Genomic DNA, 22,932 nt, shown 5'->3' on the forward strand with positions numbered 1-22,932 from the left:
TCAACTATTTTGACATATCTCTTTCATTAAGTTAAGTATGTGACCTTCATACTTTTCATCGGAAAAATCTTCTGCATGAAGCTTAGAAGCATACAATCTCATGGCTTCTTCTTGTCTTTGTATAGCCCAGTTATTGAGATTGTGCATTCTCCAAGCAGTACCTTCAAATATAGCAGCTACAAGTCCCAAAAATAATGTAAGTAGAAAAACTTGAATGAAAGAATCTGATCCGGCAGCTCTTACAAACGCTACAAATAAAAGCAATAGTAAGCCTAAAACGATATATATCTTTGATAAATGCTCGTGCATACCAAAACTTTTTTCATTCTGACCAAGTTTTCCTAATTCACTCTTGTAAAATATATCTCCTAAGCCATAACCTATTAGAAAAGAACCTAGTAATATTAAAAGCCCATAAACTAATATGACTGGATTAAACCCCCCCTCACTAATTCCTATAATTACTAATATGGCTATTTCTGCCATCACCGTCATAAAATACAGAAAATGGAATAAAAATATTTTACTACTAGGTGTGAACTTCTGTCTGTATATTCCACTTTCCATATTTCTTATTTTGTTAACCTTCTCGATATCTAACTTCTCGGTATATATCTCTTTAAGCTTGTTAGCAATCTCTTTGATCTTTTGTTTTGATTTTTCATCGCTGGGATCTTTGCATATGTCTACTATATCCTTTTTAGTTTCGTTGTCGTACTTCATGTTCTCTATATATTTCTTTATGCCTTCTTGCTCTTTATCATAAATAGCTTTTGGATCAGCAAATATATCAGAGCCAGAGTTGAGGTTCTCTATACCAGCTCTTTTACCTGCTTCCAGAACTAAACCTTGAGGTTTTGATGCCATAAAATACTCCTCCTAGAATTTAAAATCGCTTAAATTCTTATTTGATATAAATAGTGGTGTCTGAGTCTTATCTTTATTATTCTGACCGCTAATAGATTTCTTAAGACTGCCTCCGGTAGCCTCTATTATAGGAAATTCTTTTTTATAAGTCTTATAAAGATAATAATCATTAGGTGGAAGCCCAGTGAAGTAGTAATAGGTAAATATTCCATGAGTTACGCAATATTTGTTTTTACTATTATCTGGACATACTTTACCGTTCATCGTATTTATTTTTGCTTGTTCGGCTCTTTGTTCGCCGGATGCGGATGTTATAAGTATCATAGGATATGGGTCTAGTCCCACCAGGTTTTCAGCCACTAGTTTGGTGGGTGCATAGACATCATCTATTTTAGCATCTGGAATAAGATTTTTAAATGTAGCTCCGCTATAACATATGTCCTCTATAACTACAAGGTTTATGTCTTTGCCAGATTGAGCTATAAGTGGTAAAACATCTCTTGATATCAAAAGAGAGCTATGCACTATGTAACACATAGATTGGGCTGAATCAACCGCATTAGCTATAACTATATCTCTTGACATAGCCTCTTTAGTTTTTGGATTTTGGGAATAATTACATCCTCCATGTTTATGTATTTCCAAATATGAATTGTACAATACCACGCCAGTTTCTCCTATGGGAGTATCAGGTGAACCATGACTTGAAGCATATATTACTAACGTTGATCCATTTGGCAGTAATTTGATTGCATTCTTTATTGTATTCTCTACGTTTTGTAAAGTTGCATCTTTATCATATAGCTTTTCTATCGCAAAGCCTTTTTTTCTTAATGTATCTGCCACTAAGTTAGCATCATTTTCTGGACCAGGATATAAATAGGGTATATGATTATGTTCAAACTGTCCAACAGCTATCAGGATAGCTAATTTTTTAGTTCCACTTGGAATATTGCTTATAGCACTTATAATATTCGAACATTTGTAAGCATCATTTTTCATAGAATAAGCTATGCATTCTTCCATCGGCCTTTCTACAATGTTTGCATTTATAACGTTAAAAGCTGGATTTACGTTTGACACGCCAGCTATAGACTCTGCTATATAAAACGCCTCTTCAAAATCTTTATAAGTTTTATAATCACCTTTTAAGTCTATTTTACCGTTGCTTCCTAATTGTACATATGCACCTTTGCCAAAACCTTGAAGACCTATTTTATGATAAACACTATTTATTTCATCTATATATTCTTGAATGCTATCAGCATAAGAAAAAGCTAAACCAAAAGCCACTAAGACAAAAGCTTTTAAAAATAATCCCTTTAGTCTACTCATTTTACAACCCAACTTGCCTCTTTTATATCCTGTATACCAGAGCTTACAGCTCTCACGTAAAGAGTATAATTACCGGGCACAGCACCTTTGCAAACCGGTATAGCAAACACATCTGACACTCCTCCCTGAGGTAGCGTAATAACATCATAAAAAGAAGATATAGGTATATTGTTTCTATACAACGTAGCATAGTAGCTTACCAACGCTCCTTCATGTTTATCTGGTTTTAATATATCAAACCTAAATATCATAGGTATGTACTGACCAGGGCTAAAAGCATTTCCGTTTATTATTATATTTTCAAATCTAAAATATGGGCTTTTATAATCATAATTTATTTTTTTAGCCAAATCCTCTGGAGAAGTTCTAAGTTTTTCTTGGTTCTTATAATAAGAATAACCCACTCCCGCTAAAGCCCCACCAATAGCTCCAACAATAGCTCCTTGAGCTCTATTTTTGTCTAGTAAAGCTCCTGCCAATGCGCCAGCAATAGCTCCACCTATCATATATTTAGCTGTACTTTCTACTACAGAGTCTTTTGGAGAATGTTCAAGCATATACTTACAAGAACTATTAACACTTTTTACTACTTCGTGATTGCTTGCATTAGTTTGTGCTGAGTTTAAATTTAAACTTCTACTTTGTGCTGAGTTAGCAGTATTTGTATTTTTAACCGGTAAAGCCTTTTCAATGTTTTGAACAGTATTTAATAAGCTATTAAAATCAAAAGCAAAAGAACAACTGGCGCTGATTAAAAGACAAAAGACACCTTTTAATCTCATTTTAATTTCACTTATGCAAGAAGTTTATAACTGCTGTTATAGGCTTTACATTTTTGCTATCTATCTGATCGACATAGTAAGTAGCTCCACCCTCATAAGATGAATACTTGGGATTAGAACCGCTCAAAACTATGTCCCTAGACATAGTATTGTCATTATAAGCTACTACCTGAGAGCCTACCTTTAAACCATTATTTGTAGGTTCACAATCCGGTAAAGATTCTAAAACTTTATCACTAACTCTACCATAACCGTTTGAAGAAGTTAATACTATGTCCCTTGAAGAAGATGCTCCATAAGAGTTAGTTTCATATCTACAAGGATACAATTGGAATACCAGCTTTTCTTCTCCTCTTTCTCCGGTAAATTTGAAATATCCGTTTTTAGGTAGTTGCACTCTCATAAAAGCCGGCACGGCATAAGTTCCTAGATAATTTACATCGCCAGAAGGATTAATGTTGTATACTCTAACGTAACCTGGGGTATTTGATTCAAAAGAAACCGCAAACTCATCACCGTTTCTAAATCTGTAAACAGATGGATCCACAGGTATAGCAACGCCATTTGAAGCCACTTTTAATACCTCTATAGATAAACCTGCCGGTATTTTTTCAGAAACTCTTTGCAATGCTACACGATGGTACACTCTATGATACCTAGGTCTATAGGCGTAGGCTTTATGAGGAACGACTTTGTGGGTTACTTTATGTTCAGCAACGTGTTCTGTATTATTCTGTGTATTATTTTGTTTAGCTTGATAGTTTATCTCTGTACCTGCCGTACTTAAAAAAAGAGCTCTAGCATCGGCGGCAAATGCTGGGTTGATAAGGGAAACAGTAAGACCCCCTACCATCAAGAAAGATAAAGTAAAGTATTTTAGGTTTTTCATAACCTACCTCCTCAATATCTATGGAAAAATTATATAGCAATGTATTACAAATTTCAATGATATCTATCACTAAGCTTAAATTAAAATTTAAGGCGCTTGTATTACAACAGCACTGCTGTAAGAGGCACTCATTGTATCACCATCTGGTAATATAGCATTTACATAAAATGTGTAAGGTATGGTAGAAGCCGGTAGATGCGTTGAAACTGTAACGGACGGATTAAAAGTCACATACTGTCCCAAAACAGCTGAGGCGCTTACACCGCTTAAAGAAATGTTTTGAATTTGGAGCAAGTACCCTTTGGGGGTTTGGATGACCTGGCAAGTGGATTGAGAGCAAGGTATAGTAGCACTTCCTACTACAACATACTGGGGCAGATAATATAAGTAATAATATAAACTAGTTGGTAATACCGGTAAATATGCATAAAAAGAATTTCCTGCGCCAAAGCCATTCAAACTTGCATAGGATACATTGAGATTTTGGTTTAGATATCCGTTTGAAAGAGACAAAAGCGATGTAGTAGAGGATAAAACTATCGTTGTAGAAGAAGCTGTAGAAGAGGCGTTTGTGGAAGAAGATAGACTAGAATTAACATATGAATTTGTATTTGATATATTAATAGTAGAAGGTAGATTCACTGAAAAGTTTGAAACAGTCCCTTGGTTGTAGTTTATACTACCACTGCAGGTTATGCTGTATGAAGTGGATAATCCAGAAGCTTGTGGATAGAAACCTCCACTTCCATTGTCTATACAAAAGCCCGAAATAGTATAAGATGATGCTATTGCATTAGCACTAAAATTTGAAGCAGACGTGGAAGAGCTTACTAGATTATTACCGTTGTATATATTAGTAATAGATGTTATGCTAGTGTTTGATGTTTGTACCTGATATGTAGCTGTAAAACCTATTTGCAATGAACCAGGAAATAGATTTTGTGGTAAAGTTAAAATGCTGTTGCTTACTAAAGTTGTTGACGATAGTATAGTAAGAGCTACTACAGTAGAGCTACTTAAAGTATTTTGATAAGGATTTGCTATAAGCCCAAGAGCTCCAAGTTTATAATTATTGGAGAGCGTTATACTTTCTTTATCGCTACTGTTTAACGGTAAAATATAGCTTTGAAGATATACGGGCTGACATTGTCCCCCTGGTATAGTAGGATCGCCAAAACAAATAGAAGCGGATGTGATAGTGGCATAAGTATTTGATAGAGTTGATGTATTACCAGAGTATGCGAGGTTTAAGTTTACATTCCAAGTGTCTATTGGTATTGTATAACTTGGTAAACCCACAGAATAAGCCGGTGGATTTGCCAGCGTCATGGTAGCGTTAAGAGTATAATAGCCGTTTTGAGTATAGCCGTTTGAAGAACTACCACCCCCACCACAGGATAATACAAGAGAAGTTCCCGTAAAAAGACTTATAGCAAGTAGGCTTTTTAAATTAATTTTCTTCATACATATAATATTTTAACGTAAACTTTATAAACATTTTTAAAACTTGTTAAAACACTGGATTTACAATATCACCGTTGGTGTTTCTGGTTTCATATAAGAGTTTGCAAACATTGTCTATTGGGTCTACGCCCACTTCTCCTATTATAGCACCTTTTTTGACGTAGTCTCCTTTTGCAACGAAAACTTTTCCTAAGTATGTATAAACATCCACTAAGTTTTGAGGGGTTTTTATGAGGACTATGTAGTTGTAGGCTTTTAACGTCCTACCGGAGTATATTACTTGGCCGGGGGCTATAGCTTGGACCATTGCACCGCAATCTGTATAAAAATATACTTTGTTGCCGACGTATACCGGTTTTGCATTTACTGGGTAAATGGATTCTACTTTTGGTTTTGGTGGTTTTTGGGGCTTTTTCTTTGGGATGATATTTTGAAGAGGTTTGGTGAGTTCGGCTAGTCTATTAGGACCGGTGCTTTTTACTTCTACTTGAGCACAGGATGTTATTAAAAGCCCAAAACCGAAAAGTAGTAAAAGCCTTTTTACCATACTCATATTTTATCAGATTTTAGTATGTTTATAAGCCTTTCTACGTTTTCTTTTTCTTGCTGGAGCCTTTCTTGGGTGGTTTTTGCTTTTTCTACTTCTTCTGGTGGAGCTTTTTCTACAAAGTTTTTGTTTTGAAGTTTTGACGTATATATAGATAGCTGCTTTTCTAAATCTTTTAGTGTTTTATCGTAATCTTTCAAAAGAGATTCTCTATCAAAATCTTTTTCTGGTATATAAAGGGTTATGTCTTCAAAAGGTATTGAAAGCATGCTGGTTTTGTCTGTGAGTATCTCAAAGGAGCTTAATTTACAGAGATTTGTTATGTGAGGCTTAAACTCCTCTAAAAACTCTTTTGAGCTATCGCTTTCAAAATACATATTTATCTTTGACTCTATTTTAAAATCAGATTTTATCTTTCTTATGAAAGAAATAACTCTTTTTAATCTTTCTATGGTTTCATAGCTTTTAATATCAATGGCTTCTTTTTCAAAAACCGGAAACTCTTTCAAAGAGATATCTTTGTCGTTAAACATAGTCCTAGCGTGTATATAGCTTGTGATAAAGGGCATAAATGGATGCAAAAGCCTTAGAGCTTTGGATAAAACTGTATTTAAAACCGCTAAAGCCGTTAGCTTTCGTTTTTGTATTTTTTGATTTAGTTCTTCTATCTTTGATTTTTCTTCATCAGGCATATCCTCTTTTATCTCTAAGGGCTTTTCGTAGATGCGAAGCTTGGAAAACTCTATATACCAATCGCAAAACTCGTTCCAGAAGAAGTTGTAGATGCTTTGAGCGGCATGGCTAAACTGATAATTTTCCAGATATTCGGTGATTTGCCCTATGGTGAGGTTTAGCGCGGTGATTATCCAATAATCTTCTTTTTCGTACATATCAGCGTATATGATATCTGTTAGGAAGTTTCCTGGTGTGTTTGATATAACAAACTTTGCGGCGTTCCATATTTTGTTGGCAAAAAATTTGCTAGCCTCAAACTTTTGTTCGGAAAGCTTTATGTCCCTTATGGCAGAGCTAAGAGAGGCCAGCGTAAACCTAAGGCTGTCGGCTCCGTATTTTTCTATCACATCTATTGGGTCTATAACGTTTCCTTTGGTTTTTGACATCTTTTGGCCTTTTTCATCTCTTATAAGAGCGTGTATATAAACATCTTTGAAGGGCTCTTTGTCGTTTAGCATTTTACTCATCATTATCATACGAGCCACCCAGAAAAAGAGTATGTCAAAGGCCGTTACAAGCAAACTGTTAGGATAGCAAGCTCCCAAATCGCTGTTTTGCTCTGGCCAAGAAAAAACTCCGAAGGGCCACAAAGCCGATGAAAACCATGTGTCAAGTACATCTTCCACTTGCCTAATATTGTTAGAACCGCAGTGTTTACATTTTAATAAAAACTCAAAACCTTTAACTTCTTTGTGATATTTGTACAAATCTCTTCTATTTGCCATGTATTGCCATATGGAAAACTCGTTTATACCAGTAGCGTAATATTTTTTATAAGCAAAGTGTTTGTAAAAATCAAGGGTGGTCATCTCAGGATGTACAAAGTTTTTGCCGTTTAGAATATTGTCTATCTCCTTGGGTGTAAAAATCTTCTTTATCTTTCCATCTGCCAAAAGGTTAAAAATAAGCTTATCTTGAACATAGTTAAAATCATCATCGGTGTATATAGACTCTTTTTTGCAATCTTCACACTCCCATACTGGTATCCTATGTCCCCACCATATTTGACGAGATATACACCAATCTTTTATGTTTTCTATCCAATCTGTATAGTTTTTTTCCCAGTTTGATGGTATAAACCTCGTTTTTTTGGCTTTTACTATATCTAAAAACTCGTCTTTTTTTGTGGATACTTTTAAAAACCATTGAGTAGATACCATAGGCTCTATGGTGGTTTTACATCTATAGCATTTTCCTACCGCATGGGTATGCTCTTCTTCTTTTTCTAAAAGCCCCAAACTTTTGAGCTCGTCCACTATCTTTTCTCTTGCTTCATATCTATCCAAACCTTCAAATCTACCAGCATTTTTGGTGAGTTTTGCTCTTTCATCCATTATTTTTACTATTGGAAGACTTTGTCTTAAACCTGCTTCGTAGTCGTTTGGGTCGTGAGCTGGGGTAATCTTGACAGCCCCAGTGCCAAACTCCATATCCACAAACTCATCCGCTATAACAAGTATTTCTGGGCTTACCTCAGTGCCTGTTATATCGTATCTTACCCAATCCACCAAAGGAAGCTTTAGCTTTTTACCTATAAGGTACTTGTATCTTTCATCGTTTGGATTTACAGCCACCGCCACATCTCCAAGCATCGTTTCTGGTCTTGTGGTGGCTACCACTATGTATTCGTCGGTGTTTAAAACTGGATACTTTATATAGTAAAGCTTTCCTTTCTCCTCCTCGTGTTCTACCTCCAAATCTGATAAAGCCGTCAAATCTTTTGGACACCAGTTTACAATGTATGTATCTTTTTTTATAAGCCCTTCCTCGTAGAGCTTTTTAAAAGCGTGTCTTACGGCTCTTGAAAAGCCTTCGTCCATCGTAAAACGCTCTCTTGACCAATCTACGGAGGCTCCAAGCCTTTTCACTTGATTTTTAATGTTGTCCCTTGATTTATAAACCCATTCCCACACTTTCTTTAAAAACTCTTCTCTTCCTATCTCAAGCCTTGATTTATTTTCTTTCGATAGCTCTCTTTCCACCACAAACTGAGTAGCAATCCCCGCATGGTCAAAACCTGGCACCCACACCACGTCAAAACCTTGCATCCTTTTAAACCTTGCCATTATATCTTGAAGGGTTATGTTAAGAGCATGTCCTATATGTAAAGAACCTGTCACATTTGGCGGTGGTATCACCATGCTAAAAGCCTTTTTTGGGCTTTTAACAGTGTATATATTTGATTTAACCCAATTTTCCAAAACCTCTTGCTCAACTTCTTTTGGTAGATATTCTTTCATAAGCTATTATTTTACCAAAATAAGCACCTATAAGCATATTATTTTTATGATATAATATAAAGCAAACTTTTAAGAGGTGGAAGATATGCCAAAGCTATCACCAAGGGATATAAAGAGTAAAATAGCCGGTATAAAAAATACCATGCGTATTACAAACGCTATGAAAGTAGTATCCGCTGCCAAGCTAAGAAAAGCTCAAGAAGCCATATTTAAGGCAAGACCTTATTCAGATAAATTATACGAAATAATGGCACATCTTTTTGCCCACATAGATACGTATTCTCATCCTCTTTTTAGAAGAAGGGATTTAAAAACTGTGGACTTGGTGGTTATAAGCGCAGATAGAGGATTGGCCGGAGCCTTTAATGCAAACCTTTTTAAAAAGGTGGATAACTATCTAAAATCTTGCCAAAATCAAGAAGTAAATCTTCATCTGATAGGTAAAAAGGCCAATCAGTATTACTCTAAGAGAAAATACAACATAATAAGCTCCTATCAGGATGTATTTAAGAAAGAAATAAACTTTGACATAGTAAAAGAACTAAGCGCTAAGCTTATGGCAAGATACAAAGAAGAACAAACTGACCTCATTGTGCTTTTCAACAACGAAATGATAACAAAAGCCACATACGCTCCAAAAGAAAGAAGATTCTTACCCATAAGAGAAGAAGATATAAATATACAAGAACGCCCATTGGACCACAACACCGTATACAACATAGAAGGCAACGAAACAGATATACTGGACGGTATTATAAACATATACATGAACTATCAGCTTTATAGAGCCATGCTAGAATCAAACGCCGCCGAACACTTTGCCCGTATGGTAGCCATGGATAACGCCACCAGAAACGCATCAGACCTCATCAAAAAATGGACTTTGATATTCAACAAAGCCCGTCAAGAGTCTATTACAGCAGAGCTAATAGATATAGTGACAGCCGCCGAAGCCATGGATTAAGCTAATATACTACATAGAAGTTTTTGAGCTTTTAGATATATTAAATTTGATGATTCCTAGGGTTTCTATAGGTGTAGAGTTTATAGCCAACGAAGAAGATATACTAAAGTCTGTCCCAAAAGAGGTAGGAGCTTCTTTAACATTTCTAGGAATAGCAAGAGCTTCAAAAGAAGACGGAGATATAGTAGAACTCTTTTACGAAGCCCATGAACCCATGGCTTTAAAGATTTTTGAAGACATAAGACAAAAAGCTATAAAAGAGTTTTCTCTTGTGGATGCTTACATATACCATAAAATAGGAAGCGTAAAAGTGGGTGAGGTGTCTTTTTTCGTGTTGGTGCTTGGCTCTCATAGAGACGAGGTTTACAAAGGCTCTCGGTTTATAGTAGACGAGGTAAAAAAAGAAGCTCCCATATGGAAAAAGGAGGTCTTTAGAGATGGAAGCTCAAAATGGGTCATGGGTGCATGAAATAACGTATTTAAGGATATCCGTTACAGATAAATGCAATATGAAATGCAACTATTGTAGACCTTTTAACTTAGACTACATACCTCACAAAGAAATGTTGACTTACGAAGAGATAAGAGATATAGTTGATGTCATGAAAGATTTTGGTCTTAAAAAAGTGAGAATCACCGGCGGAGAACCACTTTTAAGACCACAAATTTGGAACTTGATATCTTTGCTAAAAGCCCAAAACTTAGAGTCCATCTCAATGACCACCAACGGCACATACCTAAAAGAGTATGGAAAACTTTTAAAAGATGCTGGTCTTGACACTATAAATATAAGCTTAGATACACTAAACCAAGGTAAATTTAAGCACATTACCAAAACCGATATAAAACCTGTTTTAGAGGGTATACATGAGGCTTCTTCATTAGGTTTTAACATAAAATTAAACACAGTGCTTATTAGAAACTTCAACGACGAAGAAGTTATACCCCTTGTGGAGTTTGCAAGAAGCACAAACGCAAGGATAAGGTTTATAGAACTAATGCCAGTGGGAAAGCTTGATTTTTTCAATAAATCAAAAATCGTTTACAACCATCACGTTTTTGAGCTTTTAGAAAAAACCTATGGAAAATTAACGGCTTTACCACCAGATGGTTCTAAGAGTGCCAAAAGGTTCTTGATAGAGTCTATAAATACAGAAGTTGGGTTTATAAGCCCAATATCAAGTCCGTTTTGCGATGGGTGTTCAAAGTTGAGGTTAACTCCAGAAGGTACATTGATGTACTGCCTTAGGACAAACACTGGCGTAAACCTCAAAAAGATAATAAGGGAAGAGGGTATTGAAGCTTTTAAAAACATGATGCCAGAGATTATAAAGCAAAAAAACCTGTCAAACGAATATATAATAAACAACGACTACGAATTTTTAGATTGCAACAGAGCTATGACTTCAATAGGTGGCTGATGAAGTTTAAAGTCATAAACTTAGGATGTAGGATGAATCAATTTGACGGAGATTTTATAAGCTCTTGGCTTTTAAAACAAGGTTATGAAAAGTCAGATATGCCAGATATATACATAATAAACACCTGCACTGTAACATCTCAAGCGGATAGAAGCTCAAGACAGGCAATATATAAAGCTAAAAAAGAAAACCCAAAGGCAATTGTAATAGCTACAGGATGCTATGCACAAACTCAAAAAGAAGCTTTAGAAAAGCTAAAAGAAGTAGACATAGTCTTAGGAAATGCAAATAGGACAGATATATTAGAAGCTATAAAAAATCACATTGAAACCCGTAAGAAAATATCCTATGTGGACAACATCTTTAGAAAAAATGATATAACCTTTCATGAGGATATAGTTTTTGAAAATCAAAGACCCTTTTTGAAAATTCAAGAAGGATGCAACAGCTTTTGCACTTTCTGCGTAATACCCTTTGCTAGGGGTAAATCAAGAAGCGTAGATGAAGAGTTTGTTTTTAAAAGCGTAAAAAACTTTTATGAAAAAGGCTACAAAGAAGTGGTGCTCACTGGCACACAGCTAAGCCAGTATGGACACGACAAGGGCACGTCTTTATTTTGGCTTTTAAAGAAACTGCTAAAAATACCAATATTTATAAGACTATCCTCTATGAATGTAAACGAAATCAAAAGCGACAGAGACTTACTTAAGCTTATCACAGAAGAAGAGAATATAATGCCTCATTTTCATCTCTCTCTTCAAAGCGCCAGCGATAAGATATTAAAAGCCATGGAAAGAGAATATACGCTAAAAGAGTATGAAGAGACTGTAAATTATATCCTTAAAAAAAGACCAATCAGCGCCATAGGAACAGATATAATAGTAGGATTTCCAACAGAAACCGATGAAGATTTTAATATCACCTACAACTTCCTAAAGGATTTTCCCTTTGCTTACCTTCACATATTTACATATTCAGATAGGCCCTTTACAAAAGCCCAAAAACTAAACCCGAAAATAGACCCGAAAACCAAAAAAGAACGTTCAAACATCCTCCACAATCTAGACAAAGAAAAAAGAGAACATTTTAGAAAAAGTATGAAAGATAAAACACTAAGAGCTATAACGCTATCACATTCTAAAGCCATCACAGAAAACTACATAGAGCTAACCCCTAACGAGCTTAATATGGATAAATTTGAAAAAATAAATGATATAATATTTGTAAAGTTATGAAGATAGTGGCAAGAAGCGTAAAGGTAGAGCCAGTAGACGGCAAGATAGAGCGCTGTTCTGACGGTGAAAACTCAAAATTTTACTGTCTTAAAGTACTAATCACCTTCTCAAACAACACCACCAAAGAGTATATCATGAGAGCCCACAACGAACCAAAAAGCTTAGAGCGCTTTATAAACAACGAAAAAAACTACAAAGACAAGTTTCAAGACAAGTTTGGCCTTACAGACAAAGGAGACGTAGTATACTTATCAAACGTTCCTCAAGAAGCTCTATCTACATGAGATATTGACCAAAGCATCCATACTAACGCTTTGCTTTGAGACAGCCGGTAAAGGTGAAGTTTTTACCATAGAAAAAGCTATTGGCCTAGGGGCGTTTTCTACATAAGAGATGCTTTTTACAAAGCAACTTTTGTTAAAAATCTTTGAAAACTCCGCTGCATAATCAATGGATTTCTTAGCTAAAACTTTTACAAGATCATCTTTTGTTTTATCAAGCTCTTCTTTTGGTACTACAAAACCAGAGTAAGTTATCTCGTAGCTTATACCTTTTAAAGCATTTAATATCTTCTCTTGGTCTTTTGGATTTTTCATATAAAAAGTATAGTTATCAATCCCTTTGTAACCTTCGCATATGTATTTGCTGTTTGAGTAAAAGCAATTTTTTAAGATGCTAAAATTACCACCTTTATAAGGTATATTGAGAGCTCTTATCATACTATCAACCTTACCAAGATAATCTATTATATCGTCGCTGTTTTGAGCATTATGATTTATATCAATACCTAGTTTATAAACGCTTGGTAAAAGGCTTTTATTAGCAGTAAGTTTTACGCTTATATTTGGATAAGCATAAGACAACACGCAAAAGCCGAGAATAAAAATTAAAAGTTTAAAAATTTTCATGATTTTATTATAATACTAAAAACATTATTCATCAACTTATCTTGTCCACTTCAAAATTAACAATATTCCTTTTCTCTTTGCTAAATTCAATACCTATTATGTATATCTCTTTGTATTTGCCCTTGTACTTTTCATGATATCCTTTTTCTTTGATTTGCCCTAACGCTTGTCCTTTGCCTGATTCTTCTATTACCTTAAACTCCAATATGTAAACCTTATTCTCTATTATAATGGTTAAATCTATCTTTCCTTTGTTTGTGGCATCTTCTGTAATGGTTGTGAGCCCACTTCCATTAAATAGTGCATACACTACCGATGCATAAAAACCTTCATATTCTTGAATGTTGTTTTCCCTATACCAATCTACTGGTATGCTTGCAAAAAAGCTATAAAGGTATTCCCTTACTTTTTCCAAATCTTCATTTTGCAAAGATTCCCCTATTGTTGTGATGTATTCTGATGATTGAGTATCACGAAATATATAATCTAAAAGACTGCTGTTTAGACTTATTCTTACTTCTAAATTTGGATATGTTAAAACATATGTTGTCTTTACCCCTATCTTTTTGGTATTTTTTATCGTTAGGTATCCTGATTGGAATAGTATGTTTTCTGGTTTTATAAAGTCTATATCAAGGTTTGACATTATCTCTTCGTTTGCATTGAGATTTTCTAATTTAGGTAGATATTCTTTTTTGTTTATAAGTAGCTTTATCAAAAATGTGGGTGTTCCTGTTTCAAACCAGTATGGTCTAAACTCTTTTTTATCAAATAAAAGAAGTATATCAAATGGGTTGTATACAGTTTCTCCGAGCCAAGAATAGCCATTGTACCATCTTTTTACCTCTTCCTTATCAAAATCTTTTATCCTATCCTCAAACACTGTTTCAAGTTCTTTTTGGGTATATCCACATATTGTGGAAAAATCTCTATCTAACGTTATATCGTTAAGCTGATTTAATCCACTGAATATAGACACCTTTGAAAATCTCGATACCCCAGTGATAAATACAAAATGTAAGTAAGGGTCAGAGGGTTTTAGTATTTCAAAGAATTTCTTTAGAATTTCTCTATTGTTTTTTGCCATATTTGGGTCTTCTATAACATCTAAGATAGGTTTATCGTATTCATCTACAAGGACTACCACTTTTTGATCGTATTTCTCATAGAGTTTTTGAATAAGCTCTTGAAATCTTAAACTTGGATATTGTTCTTCAAAAGTTATGTTGTATTCTTTAGCAACTTTATTTAGGCTAGAGTTTAATGAGCTTTCTAATCTTTCTACAGTATCTGTTAGTACAACACTTAAATCTATCATCACAATAGGATATTTTTTACTCCAATCCCAGTTTTCATATAGATAAAGTCCTTTAAATAGTTCTTTGTTTCCGTTAAACGCTTCTTTTAGCGTATCTAAGAATAGAGACTTTCCAAACCTTCTTGGACGACCAAGAAAGAAATATTTTCCTTTTTCTTGTAGTTTTTTTACAAAAGCTGTTTTATCTACATAGTAATATCCTTCTGTTATGATTTCTTTTAAGTTCTGTATTCCTATTGGTAGTTTTTTCATTTTGCAATTCTCCAGTGTAGACAAAAATTATACCACACTTTCATAACGTATTTTAACTCATACAATGTTGAAAATATCAATATGATATAATAAAGAATGCACGGTTCAAACAGCAAGTTCATATTTGTAACAGGTGGTGTTTTATCTTCTCTTGGTAAAGGAGTAGCCTCGGCATCCATAGGCGCCTTGTTAGAAGGTCTTGGGCTTGGTATAACCCTTCAGAAGTTAGACCCATATTTAAACGTAGACCCTGGCACTATGAACCCATATCAACACGGTGAGGTGTTTGTTACAGAAGACGGCGCAGAAACTGACCTTGACTTAGGGCACTATGAAAGGTTCACCAACACAAGCTTATCCAAACTAAACAACATAACCGCCGGTAAGATTTACAATAGCGTTTTAGAAAAAGAGAGAAAAGGTGCATACCTTGGCTCTACGGTGCAAGTAATCCCGCATGTTACCGATGAAATAAAATCTATGATATTAAAAGCTTCAAAAGATAAAGATATAACGATAGTAGAAATTGGTGGCACCGTTGGAGATATAGAAAGCTTACCGTTTTTAGAGGCAATAAGACAGCTTCAGCTTGAGCTTGGAAAACAAAACACGCTTTTTATACATCTAACCTATGTCCCTTACATATCTGTGGCAGGCGAGCTAAAAACCAAACCAACTCAACATTCGGTAAAAGAGCTAAGAGCTATAGGTATACAGCCAGACATTATAATATGCCGCTCCGAAGTCGAGCTCCCCAAAGATGTCAAATCAAAAATAGCTATGTTTTGCAACGTAAAACCAGAGAATGTCATATCCGCTTACGATGTTGATTATATTTATAAAATCCCTCTTATTCTAAAAGCCCAAAACTTAGATAAAATAATCATAGAAGCTTTTAACTTAGAACAAAAATCACCAAACTTATCAAAATGGGAAGATATCGTATCAAGGCTTGAAAGCTTGCAAGATAGCGTCAACATAGCCATAGTAGGAAAATACATAAAACTAAAAGACGCTTACAAAAGCCTTATAGAGGCGCTTATACACGGCGGGATTGAAAACAAGTTAAAAGTTAATATAATTTGGCTTGACTCTGAAAATGTTGAAGAAAAAGATTTAGAGCATATGGACGGTATACTAATACCAGGAGGATTTGGTGAAAGGGGGATAGAGGGTAAGATAAAAGCCCTTCGTTATGGTAGGGTCCACAACATACCTACTTTTGGCATATGCCTTGGCATGCAGCTTATGGCAGTGGAGTTTGCTAGAAACGTTTTAGGCTTTAAAGATGCAAACTCTACAGAATTTGACCCAAATACGCCAAACCCTGTTATAGATATAATGGAAGACCAAAAAAATATAGAGAATATGGGTGGGACTATGAGACTGGGAGCTTACGAATGCCTTATAAAGGAAAACACCAAAGCCTATGAAATTTACCGAGAAAATCTCATATACGAAAGGCACAGGCACAGATATGAATTTAACAACAAATACAAAGAATATTTTGAAAAAAATGGTTTTATAGCTTCTGGTATATATCCAAAAAAATCTCTTGTAGAGATATTAGAGCTAAAGGACCACAGATGGTATATAGGATGTCAGTTCCATCCAGAGTTTAAAAGCAAACCTTTCAAAGCTCACAAATTGTTTGCATCTTTTATAGAAAACGCTTATATTTATAAGAAGGAAAGGAGTTAGGATATGGCTTTGGATTATCAACCGATGTATGTATTGGCAAGCGGCATGAGTTTAGAGCAAAGAAGGTTAGATGTAGTAGCCAACAACATAGCAAACGCCGATACGCCTGGTTTTAAAAAAGACTTTCTATCCGCTTTAGCCTACTATACACCGGATGCTACCAAAGAACCGGGCACCGCCCCAGATAATCCATCCAACAACTACGTTTATCCTATCATGGAAAAAATATATACAAATTTTACCGAAGGTCCCATTAGAAAAACCGACAATCCCCTTGATTTGGCCATAAATGGCAAAGGCTTTTTCAAAGTGATGAACGACAAAGGGCAAATATTTTACCAAAGAAGAGGAGACTTTCAATTAGACAAAAACGGTTATTTGGTAAATCATTACGGCATGAAGGTATTAGGTCCGAAAAATCAACCTATTCAGATACCACCCATAGCCACGTCTATTCATATATCACCCCAGGGAAACGTATTTATAACAACCCAAGGCACCAACGAAACACCCACCCAGGTTGGTACTATAGGCTTGGTAGACCTTACAAACGAAGAAAAAGCCGGCAACGACCTTTACACCGCTCAAAACGCCACCCCAGATACAACCTCTACTCTAATACAAGGAGCTTTAGAAGGCTCCAACGTAAACCCCGTAAGAGAGATGGTTCAGCTTATAGACCTTTCAAAAGCCTATCAGGTTTATGGAAATCTTGTAAAAGGCTTGGAAACCACCCAGTCCAAAGTCTCAAACAACTTTGGCTAGTTTCTAGGATTTTAGTATAAAAGTTTTTAAAACAGTTATTAGAGCCTCGTGGATTATTATGAAAAAAGCCAAAAACGTATAAAATGTGCCAGAAGACATTCTAATGTTTGACACAAAGTAAAATCCTAACAAAATAAAAAAAGGAGTTAGCAAGATATTCAAAATATCAAACAACATATCTTTTTTTACTAATTTTTTGGAAAGAGTGGAGGATGTTAGCTTGTAAAGTTGTATTTTAAGGCTTTTAAACTCTACTATGTAGCTCTTTGAGTTTTCCTCAGATATAGCCTCACCATCGCTGGCATACAAGATGCCATCTTTATAGTAAGCTTTTTTCATATATATGTATCTTCCGTTTTCTGACACAAACATGTTTTGAAAAGAATCTTTTGACTTGTTATCAAAATAAATGGCGTATCCTTCTATATGCTCGAAAGTTTTTGGTGGTATTGACTCTATGACCTTCTTTGCAAAATCCTCCACAAGATAGTTTTTAGCGTATGTAATATCCTCGTTTGTAATGAAAAACGAAAACAAAAGCCCTATAGAAAGTGGTATAGCTATCACATAAAAACTTTGCCTTAATATATAAAAAGGGCTCACTCCAAATACATAAAAAGCTTGTATTTTGTTTTGACTAAAAAGCTTATAAAAAAAAGAAAATACACTTATTATAACGCCAAGGGGTAAGAAATATATAAAGTAATAAGAAAACCAAGAAGCTAAAAAACCAATAGCGGTAAGTATGTTTACATAGCTAAGCATATAAACCACAGAAAAAGACTCTATAGAAAAAAATATAAAACATATTATCATGGTATAAAAATACACGTTTACAAGCAAGGCTCTAAGAAAAAATAAAAACATCCTCATAAAAGAATTATTTTAACATAAGCTTGAAATACAAAGCCCAATCGTATATAATAATCCTATGTTTAAAGATTTTAACTTCAGCATATATTTGGTGACAGACGATGCTTTTTTTATAGATAGGGATGTAGTAAGAACCCTAGAACAAGCCATAGAAGGTGGGGTAACGGCTATACAGTATAGGTTTAAAAACAAGTCTTCTAGAAAGATGTATGAGGAGCTTTTGATATTAAGGGATATCACCAAGCAAAATAAAGTTGCCCTTATAGTAAACGATAGAGTAGATTTGGCAATAGCGATAAAAGCCGATGGAGTACATGTGGGGCAAGAGGATTTACCACCAGATGTTTGTAAAAAAATAATACCAGAGGATATGATAGTAGGCTACTCGGTAAACAATTTAGAACAGTTAAAAGATGCCATGACTATGCCCATAGACTATATAGGCTTTGGCTCTGTTTTCCACACCCAAACCAAAAAAGATTACAAGTATGTAGGATTAGAAGCCCTTTGCAAGGCCACCAACATAACATCAATACCTATTATAGCCATAGGTGGCATAACTCACTACAACCTAAAAGACGTATTAAAATGTAAAGTTAAAGGTGTAGCAGTAGTTTCCGCTATACTTGGCTTTGAGGATGTAAAAAGAGCGGCAAGTGATTTCAAACAAATGTATAAAGAAAGCCTTAGCATGCACATATGAAAATTATAGAGCTTCTCAAAAGCAAAAAGGGGGTATCTTTTGAATTTTTTCCCCCAAAAAACCAAAAAGACAAGGAAGCTCTTCTAGAAACCGCCAAAGAACTGATAATCTTTAATCCAATCTTTGTCTCGGTAACCCATGGAGCAAGCGGGTCCTCCACATCTTTAAAGCCACCTATAGAATATACCAAAGAAACGGTTTTGGAGCTTAAAAATAGCCTTGGGCTAAACGTAATGGCTCATCTTACTTGCATAGCTCATACAAAAGATGAGATTTTAGAAATTTTAGGCTTTTATAGGAAAAACGATATAGAAAACATACTTGCTTTAAGAGGGGACATACCAAAAAACGGTGATAAAAGAGGTTGCTCTCATGCAAAAGAACTAATAGAGCTTATAAAAGAGCATTTTGACGATGAGTTTTGTATAGGGGTGGCTGCTTACCCGGAAGGTCATCCAGAATCTCCAAACATGGAATGGGAGATAAAATATTTTAAACAAAAGGTAGAAGCTGGGGCAAGCTTTGCCATCACCCAGATGTTTTTTGACAACACTTACTACTATGAGTTTTTGGATTTATGCCACAAAGTAAACATAGATATACCAATAATACCTGGTATAATGCCCATTACCAATATAAAACAAATATCAAAGTTTGCAAGCATGTGCGGGGCAACGATACCCTATTACATCACAGATACCTTAGAAAATCTAAACGATGAAGATGTTGTTAAAAAGGGCGTTGAAATAGCTATAAATCAATGTGAAGACCTCATAAAAAACGGAGTAAAACACATACACTTTTACACGCTAAACAAATCAAAGGCAACCCTTGATGTACTAAAAGCCATAAAACTTTAGGCTTTTGATAACCTCATGGCGTTTAATACCACGCTTACAGAAGAAAATCCCATCAAAAGTCCAGCAAACTGAGGTTCTATGTAAAGCCCGTACTTTGAAAAAAGCCCAGCGGCAAAAGGTATCATAAGAGCGTTATAGCCAAAAGCCCAAAAGAGATTTTCTTTTACATTTCTCATAAACTTGTCAGTGAGGTTTAAAAGATATGTTATCTTTTCAAGCCCTCCGCTTGATATTACTATATCTGTGCTTACTTTGGCAGCATCAAGAGCTTTTGATACAGCTATGCCTACATCCGCTAAAGCCATAGCTTTTGCATCGTTTATACCATCACCCACCATGCAAACTATGTGGTTTTTGGACTTTAAATCCTTTATAAGGTTTGACTTATCAACAGGGCTCATAGAATCATAATAAATATCTATCCCAAGGGTTTTTGCTACATTTTCTACATTTTTCTTTGTATCCCCAGAACAGAGTATGATAGTTTTATTTCTTTGTTTTAGGCTTTTGATAAAATCATAAGCATATTGATTTATAGCATCTTCAAGATAAAAAACACCCATGAGTTTCTCTTTTGTACCTACACCTATAGCCTTTTGATAAGCGTCTTTACCCCAAAAAGATACATCTGTCAATATAAAATCTTCACACTTTACACCAAAACCTTCTATCTCCTCGCATTTTAGGTTGTTCATATCTTTGTAATCTTTACAGTGTTCATAAAGAGCCTTTCCTATAGGATGGTTTGAAAACTTTTCCATGCTTTTTACCAAAGAGCACACCTCCTCCTTGTCATCTTCTATGTCTTCTTTTACTACCCTAAAAGTTCCTTCTGTTAAAGTCCCAGTTTTATCAAGCACAAAAGTATCAGCTTTGTAAAGGGTTTCTAAGGCGCTTGCATTTTTTACAAGTATTCCGTTTTTAAAAGCCATAGAAACCGCCACCATAACAGATATGGGGACCGCTATACCCATAGCACAAGGGCAAGATATTACAAGAGTGGAAACAGCGTAGTTTAAAGCATCTTCTGTAGGTACCCCAATGATTTTCCACACCACAAATACAAAAGATGATATCAAGATAATAGCTTGCACAAAATAAGAGGATACTTTATCAGCTATATGTTGTATGTTTGGTTTTTTCTCAAGACTAAGGTTTGATGCCCTTACAAGCTCATTTATAAAAGATTTTTCAGCTATGTTTAAAACAGCTCCTTTTATATATCCACTTTTTATCAAAGACCCCGATATTACGTTGTCCCCTTCTTTTACAAGGATTGGTTCAAACTCACCATTTATAAAAGAAGTATCAACGTAGGCGCTTCCTTCTTTTACTACTATATCCAAAGATACTCTATCCCCTGCTTTAAACAAGACGATATCCCCTTCCTTTAGAGAGTAAGAGTCTACAATCACTTCTTCACCATCTTTTAATATCCTTGCGCTTCTTAAATTTAAAGATGTGATATTTTTAAGATATGCACTTGCTTTTTTCTTTAGTCTATACTCTATAAGCTTCCCTATTAAAACAAAAGATACCAAAAAAGTAGGCGTTTCAAAAAATGTGCTTCCCTTTAAAAGCCCAAACACCACAAAAGAGCTATACACTATGGATACAAAGCTTCCCAAAGCCACCAAAAGGTCCATGTTTCCAGCTTTTGCTTTCAAAGAAGCGATGGCTCCTTTGTAAAAATCTTTGGCAGTATAAAACTGGACTGCTATAGCTAAAACCATTTCTATATAATCTTTGTAGAGTATATGTGTATAGTTAAGAGCCATTATAACAATTCCACTTAGTATACCAAAAGCTATTTTTAGGGCTATTTCTCTTGTCTTGTCAAGTTCCAAAACAGATGCTTCATAACCTCTTGACCTTATAAAAGCCATTATATCTTCTGCTGAGATAGTATCTTTATCGTATTCTATGTAAAGCGTTTGTTTGATGTTGTCTAAAATAGCCTTTTTTACACCTTTTAAAGATTCCAAATCCTCTTTTGTAAGAAGAGCACAAGACTCAGAAGAACAATCTACTTTATCAAGGTATAAGTTTATACTGCCGCTTTCTTCTACAACAGACGCATCATATCCAAGCTCTTTTATTTTCTTTACAATGTCCTCTTTTGACAAAACATTTTCATCAAAGCTCACTATGGCTCTCTCTAGCACCAAGGACACATCAACATCTTCCACCCCCTTGGTTTTTTTTAAGCCTATTTGTATAGTCCTTTGACAATTTACACAGGTCATTCCGCTTATTTTAAATACCTTTCTCATACTTTAAAATCTACCGGCAAACACATTGAAAATCAAGTAAAAGATTTAAATGCTAAATAAATGTTAAATTAATAAAAGCTTTCCAAAAGACTTTTACCATATTCACTTTTAGGGCTTTTAAAAAAATCATCTTTTTTAGATATCTCTTGAACAACACCATTTTTTAGCACCATCACCCTATCCGCTATATTATATACCACATTTATATCGTGCGTTATCACGATTAAGCTAAAGTATTTTTTCATATTCTTAAAAGCACACAAAACATCCTTTTGCACCAGCACATCCAAAGAAGAGGTGGGCTCATCCGCTATCACCAACGAAGAACCCCTTGCCAAAGACATCGCTATCATCACCCTTTGTTTTTGCCCCCCTGAAAGCTGATGAGGATACTTTCTCTTTAATTCCTCTACATCAAGTCCTACAAGTTTTATAGCCTTATCCACATCCATACCAACGCTTTTTACAGCTTCTTTTATCATAACTATTTGAGAGTAAACTTTAAAAAGAGGGTCAAGATAGTTTCCTGGGTCTTGAAATATCATAAAAATATCATCCCCTTTACAATTTACAACCCCCTCGTACTTTACAAGCCCCATTATAGCCTTTGCTATAGTGGACTTACCGGAGCCAGATTCCCCTATAATGGAAAATATCTCTTTTTCTTCCACGCTAAAACTCACATCTTTTAATACGTGCTTTCCTTTAAAAAATACGTTTAAATTTTTTACTTCCAAAAGCATAATACAATTTTAAATTAACAAAGGGTTAAAAGTACTTTTTATTGACCAAAAAATTAA

Annotated in this window: 21 protein-coding genes; 9 read left to right on the top strand and 12 right to left on the bottom strand. The window is 35.0% G+C overall.

Annotated features, from left to right (window positions below; translation table 11 throughout):
- The 7 genes from ACYQZV_RS00945 to ACYQZV_RS00975 form a co-directional block, all read right to left on the bottom strand.
- A complete protein-coding gene (locus ACYQZV_RS00945; RefSeq protein WP_459892256.1) occupies positions 1 to 867 on the bottom strand; it encodes an ABC transporter permease family protein in 867 nt (288 codons plus the stop codon).
- 12 nt (positions 868 to 879) lie between these two features.
- On the bottom strand, positions 880 to 2,202 hold the full coding sequence (locus tag ACYQZV_RS00950) for a caspase family protein (RefSeq protein ID WP_459892258.1): 1,323 nt from the start codon (positions 2,200 to 2,202) through the stop codon (positions 880 to 882).
- Entirely contained in the window at positions 2,199 to 2,984 is a 786-nt protein-coding gene (locus ACYQZV_RS00955; protein ID WP_459892260.1) for a YMGG-like glycine zipper-containing protein, read from the bottom strand. The genes ACYQZV_RS00950 and ACYQZV_RS00955 overlap by 4 nt, the downstream gene beginning before the upstream one ends.
- Positions 2,985 to 2,991: 7 nt before the next feature.
- Entirely contained in the window at positions 2,992 to 3,873 is an 882-nt protein-coding gene (locus ACYQZV_RS00960) for a hypothetical protein (protein WP_459892262.1), read from the bottom strand.
- An 87-nt stretch (positions 3,874 to 3,960) separates the two neighbouring features.
- Positions 3,961 to 5,337 carry a hypothetical protein gene (locus tag ACYQZV_RS00965; protein ID WP_459892264.1) on the bottom strand — a complete coding sequence of 459 codons (1,377 nt, stop codon included), beginning with the start codon at positions 5,335 to 5,337 and terminating at the stop codon, positions 3,961 to 3,963.
- A gap of 46 nt (positions 5,338 to 5,383) precedes the next feature.
- On the bottom strand, positions 5,384 to 5,890 hold the full coding sequence (locus tag ACYQZV_RS00970; RefSeq protein ID WP_459892266.1) for a murein hydrolase activator EnvC family protein: 507 nt from the start codon (positions 5,888 to 5,890) through the stop codon (positions 5,384 to 5,386).
- Positions 5,887 to 8,859: a valine--tRNA ligase gene (locus tag ACYQZV_RS00975; protein WP_459892268.1), complete on the bottom strand. Its 2,973-nt coding sequence runs from the start codon at positions 8,857 to 8,859 to the stop codon at positions 5,887 to 5,889. Before ACYQZV_RS00975 ends, ACYQZV_RS00970 begins: the two co-directional genes overlap by 4 nt.
- A gap of 85 nt (positions 8,860 to 8,944) precedes the next feature.
- On the opposite strand from ACYQZV_RS00975, the gene ACYQZV_RS00980 reads away from it, so the two are divergent.
- From ACYQZV_RS00980 to ACYQZV_RS01000, 5 genes are read left to right on the top strand one after another with little or no spacing between them, the layout of a single operon-like run.
- Positions 8,945 to 9,823, top strand: coding sequence for a F0F1 ATP synthase subunit gamma (locus ACYQZV_RS00980; protein ID WP_459892270.1), 879 nt, complete (start codon positions 8,945 to 8,947; stop codon positions 9,821 to 9,823).
- Positions 9,824 to 9,872: 49 nt separating this feature from the next.
- A complete protein-coding gene (locus ACYQZV_RS00985) occupies positions 9,873 to 10,292 on the top strand; it encodes a molybdenum cofactor biosynthesis protein MoaE (protein ID WP_459892272.1) in 420 nt (139 codons plus the stop codon).
- Positions 10,261 to 11,244 (top strand): GTP 3',8-cyclase MoaA, encoded by a 984-nt coding sequence (moaA, locus tag ACYQZV_RS00990; RefSeq protein WP_459892274.1) that lies wholly within the window; start codon positions 10,261 to 10,263, stop codon positions 11,242 to 11,244. Before ACYQZV_RS00985 ends, moaA begins: the two co-directional genes overlap by 32 nt.
- Entirely contained in the window at positions 11,244 to 12,479 is a 1,236-nt protein-coding gene (gene mtaB / locus ACYQZV_RS00995) for a tRNA (N(6)-L-threonylcarbamoyladenosine(37)-C(2))-methylthiotransferase MtaB (protein WP_459892276.1), read from the top strand. Before moaA ends, mtaB begins: the two co-directional genes overlap by 1 nt.
- Positions 12,476 to 12,763, top strand: coding sequence for a hypothetical protein (locus tag ACYQZV_RS01000; protein ID WP_459892278.1), 288 nt, complete (start codon positions 12,476 to 12,478; stop codon positions 12,761 to 12,763). The genes mtaB and ACYQZV_RS01000 overlap by 4 nt, the downstream gene beginning before the upstream one ends.
- On the opposite strand, the gene ACYQZV_RS01005 is transcribed toward ACYQZV_RS01000, so the two are convergent.
- Together ACYQZV_RS01005 and ACYQZV_RS01010 are read right to left on the bottom strand one after the other, a co-directional pair.
- Positions 12,752 to 13,387: a hypothetical protein gene (locus tag ACYQZV_RS01005; RefSeq protein ID WP_459892280.1), complete on the bottom strand. Its 636-nt coding sequence runs from the start codon at positions 13,385 to 13,387 to the stop codon at positions 12,752 to 12,754. The genes ACYQZV_RS01000 and ACYQZV_RS01005 overlap by 12 nt on opposite strands.
- Before the next feature lie 31 nt (positions 13,388 to 13,418).
- Positions 13,419 to 14,957 carry an ATP-binding protein gene (locus ACYQZV_RS01010; protein ID WP_459892282.1) on the bottom strand — a complete coding sequence of 513 codons (1,539 nt, stop codon included), beginning with the start codon at positions 14,955 to 14,957 and terminating at the stop codon, positions 13,419 to 13,421.
- 96 nt (positions 14,958 to 15,053) lie between these two features.
- Here ACYQZV_RS01010 and pyrG point away from each other — a divergent pair, with 96 nt between their 5' ends.
- Together pyrG and flgF are read left to right on the top strand one after the other, a co-directional pair.
- Entirely contained in the window at positions 15,054 to 16,658 is a 1,605-nt protein-coding gene (gene pyrG / locus ACYQZV_RS01015; protein WP_459892284.1) for a CTP synthase, read from the top strand.
- Positions 16,659 to 16,661: 3 nt separating this feature from the next.
- Positions 16,662 to 17,423: a flagellar basal-body rod protein FlgF gene (gene flgF / locus ACYQZV_RS01020; protein ID WP_459892286.1), complete on the top strand. Its 762-nt coding sequence runs from the start codon at positions 16,662 to 16,664 to the stop codon at positions 17,421 to 17,423.
- A 3-nt stretch (positions 17,424 to 17,426) separates the two neighbouring features.
- On the opposite strand, the gene ACYQZV_RS01025 is transcribed toward flgF, so the two are convergent.
- Entirely contained in the window at positions 17,427 to 18,296 is an 870-nt protein-coding gene (locus ACYQZV_RS01025; RefSeq protein WP_459892288.1) for an LptF/LptG family permease, read from the bottom strand.
- A gap of 58 nt (positions 18,297 to 18,354) precedes the next feature.
- Here ACYQZV_RS01025 and thiE point away from each other — a divergent pair, with 58 nt between their 5' ends.
- Together thiE and metF are read left to right on the top strand one after the other, a co-directional pair.
- The gene (gene thiE, locus ACYQZV_RS01030) at positions 18,355 to 18,999 is read left to right on the top strand and encodes a thiamine phosphate synthase (protein WP_459892290.1); all 645 of its coding nucleotides are present in this window, start codon (positions 18,355 to 18,357) and stop codon (positions 18,997 to 18,999) included.
- A complete protein-coding gene (metF, locus tag ACYQZV_RS01035; RefSeq protein ID WP_459892292.1) occupies positions 18,996 to 19,859 on the top strand; it encodes a methylenetetrahydrofolate reductase [NAD(P)H] in 864 nt (287 codons plus the stop codon). Before thiE ends, metF begins: the two co-directional genes overlap by 4 nt.
- Here the strand turns inward: metF and ACYQZV_RS01040 are convergent.
- Both ACYQZV_RS01040 and ACYQZV_RS01045 read right to left on the bottom strand, forming a co-directional pair.
- Complete coding sequence (locus tag ACYQZV_RS01040; RefSeq protein WP_459892294.1) at positions 19,856 to 22,132, bottom strand: heavy metal translocating P-type ATPase; 2,277 nt, start codon at positions 22,130 to 22,132, stop codon at positions 19,856 to 19,858. The two genes, metF and ACYQZV_RS01040, sit on opposite strands and share 4 nt — an antisense overlap.
- Before the next feature lie 68 nt (positions 22,133 to 22,200).
- On the bottom strand, positions 22,201 to 22,875 hold the full coding sequence (locus ACYQZV_RS01045) for an ATP-binding cassette domain-containing protein (RefSeq protein ID WP_459892296.1): 675 nt from the start codon (positions 22,873 to 22,875) through the stop codon (positions 22,201 to 22,203).
- Positions 22,876 to 22,932: the final 57 nt, after the last annotated feature.

It is taken from the genome of Hydrogenobaculum acidophilum (assembly GCF_054656715.1).

Bases quoted from the DNA above. Each gene is read 5' to 3' on its own strand.
- ACYQZV_RS00945 (WP_459892256.1), bottom strand. From the start codon at position 867: ATGGCATCAAAACCTCAAGGTTTAGTTCTGGAAGCAGGTAAAAGAGCT.
- ACYQZV_RS00950 (WP_459892258.1), bottom strand. From the start codon at position 2,202: ATGAGTAGACTAAAGGGATTATTTTTAAAAGCTTTTGTCTTAGTGGCT.
- ACYQZV_RS00955 (WP_459892260.1), bottom strand. From the start codon at position 2,984: ATGAGATTAAAAGGTGTCTTTTGTCTTTTAATCAGCGCCAGTTGTTCT.
- ACYQZV_RS00960 (WP_459892262.1), bottom strand. From the start codon at position 3,873: ATGAAAAACCTAAAATACTTTACTTTATCTTTCTTGATGGTAGGGGGT.
- ACYQZV_RS00965 (WP_459892264.1), bottom strand. From the start codon at position 5,337: ATGAAGAAAATTAATTTAAAAAGCCTACTTGCTATAAGTCTTTTTACG.
- ACYQZV_RS00970 (WP_459892266.1), bottom strand. From the start codon at position 5,890: ATGAGTATGGTAAAAAGGCTTTTACTACTTTTCGGTTTTGGGCTTTTA.
- ACYQZV_RS00975 (WP_459892268.1), bottom strand. From the start codon at position 8,859: ATGAAAGAATATCTACCAAAAGAAGTTGAGCAAGAGGTTTTGGAAAAT.
- ACYQZV_RS00980 (WP_459892270.1), top strand. From the start codon at position 8,945: ATGCCAAAGCTATCACCAAGGGATATAAAGAGTAAAATAGCCGGTATA.
- ACYQZV_RS00985 (WP_459892272.1), top strand. From the start codon at position 9,873: ATGATTCCTAGGGTTTCTATAGGTGTAGAGTTTATAGCCAACGAAGAA.
- moaA (WP_459892274.1), top strand. From the start codon at position 10,261: ATGGAAGCTCAAAATGGGTCATGGGTGCATGAAATAACGTATTTAAGG.
- mtaB (WP_459892276.1), top strand. From the start codon at position 11,244: ATGAAGTTTAAAGTCATAAACTTAGGATGTAGGATGAATCAATTTGAC.
- ACYQZV_RS01000 (WP_459892278.1), top strand. From the start codon at position 12,476: ATGAAGATAGTGGCAAGAAGCGTAAAGGTAGAGCCAGTAGACGGCAAG.
- ACYQZV_RS01005 (WP_459892280.1), bottom strand. From the start codon at position 13,387: ATGAAAATTTTTAAACTTTTAATTTTTATTCTCGGCTTTTGCGTGTTG.
- ACYQZV_RS01010 (WP_459892282.1), bottom strand. From the start codon at position 14,957: ATGAAAAAACTACCAATAGGAATACAGAACTTAAAAGAAATCATAACA.
- pyrG (WP_459892284.1), top strand. From the start codon at position 15,054: ATGCACGGTTCAAACAGCAAGTTCATATTTGTAACAGGTGGTGTTTTA.
- flgF (WP_459892286.1), top strand. From the start codon at position 16,662: ATGGCTTTGGATTATCAACCGATGTATGTATTGGCAAGCGGCATGAGT.
- ACYQZV_RS01025 (WP_459892288.1), bottom strand. From the start codon at position 18,296: ATGAGGATGTTTTTATTTTTTCTTAGAGCCTTGCTTGTAAACGTGTAT.
- thiE (WP_459892290.1), top strand. From the start codon at position 18,355: ATGTTTAAAGATTTTAACTTCAGCATATATTTGGTGACAGACGATGCT.
- metF (WP_459892292.1), top strand. From the start codon at position 18,996: ATGAAAATTATAGAGCTTCTCAAAAGCAAAAAGGGGGTATCTTTTGAA.
- ACYQZV_RS01040 (WP_459892294.1), bottom strand. From the start codon at position 22,132: ATGAGAAAGGTATTTAAAATAAGCGGAATGACCTGTGTAAATTGTCAA.
- ACYQZV_RS01045 (WP_459892296.1), bottom strand. From the start codon at position 22,875: ATGCTTTTGGAAGTAAAAAATTTAAACGTATTTTTTAAAGGAAAGCAC.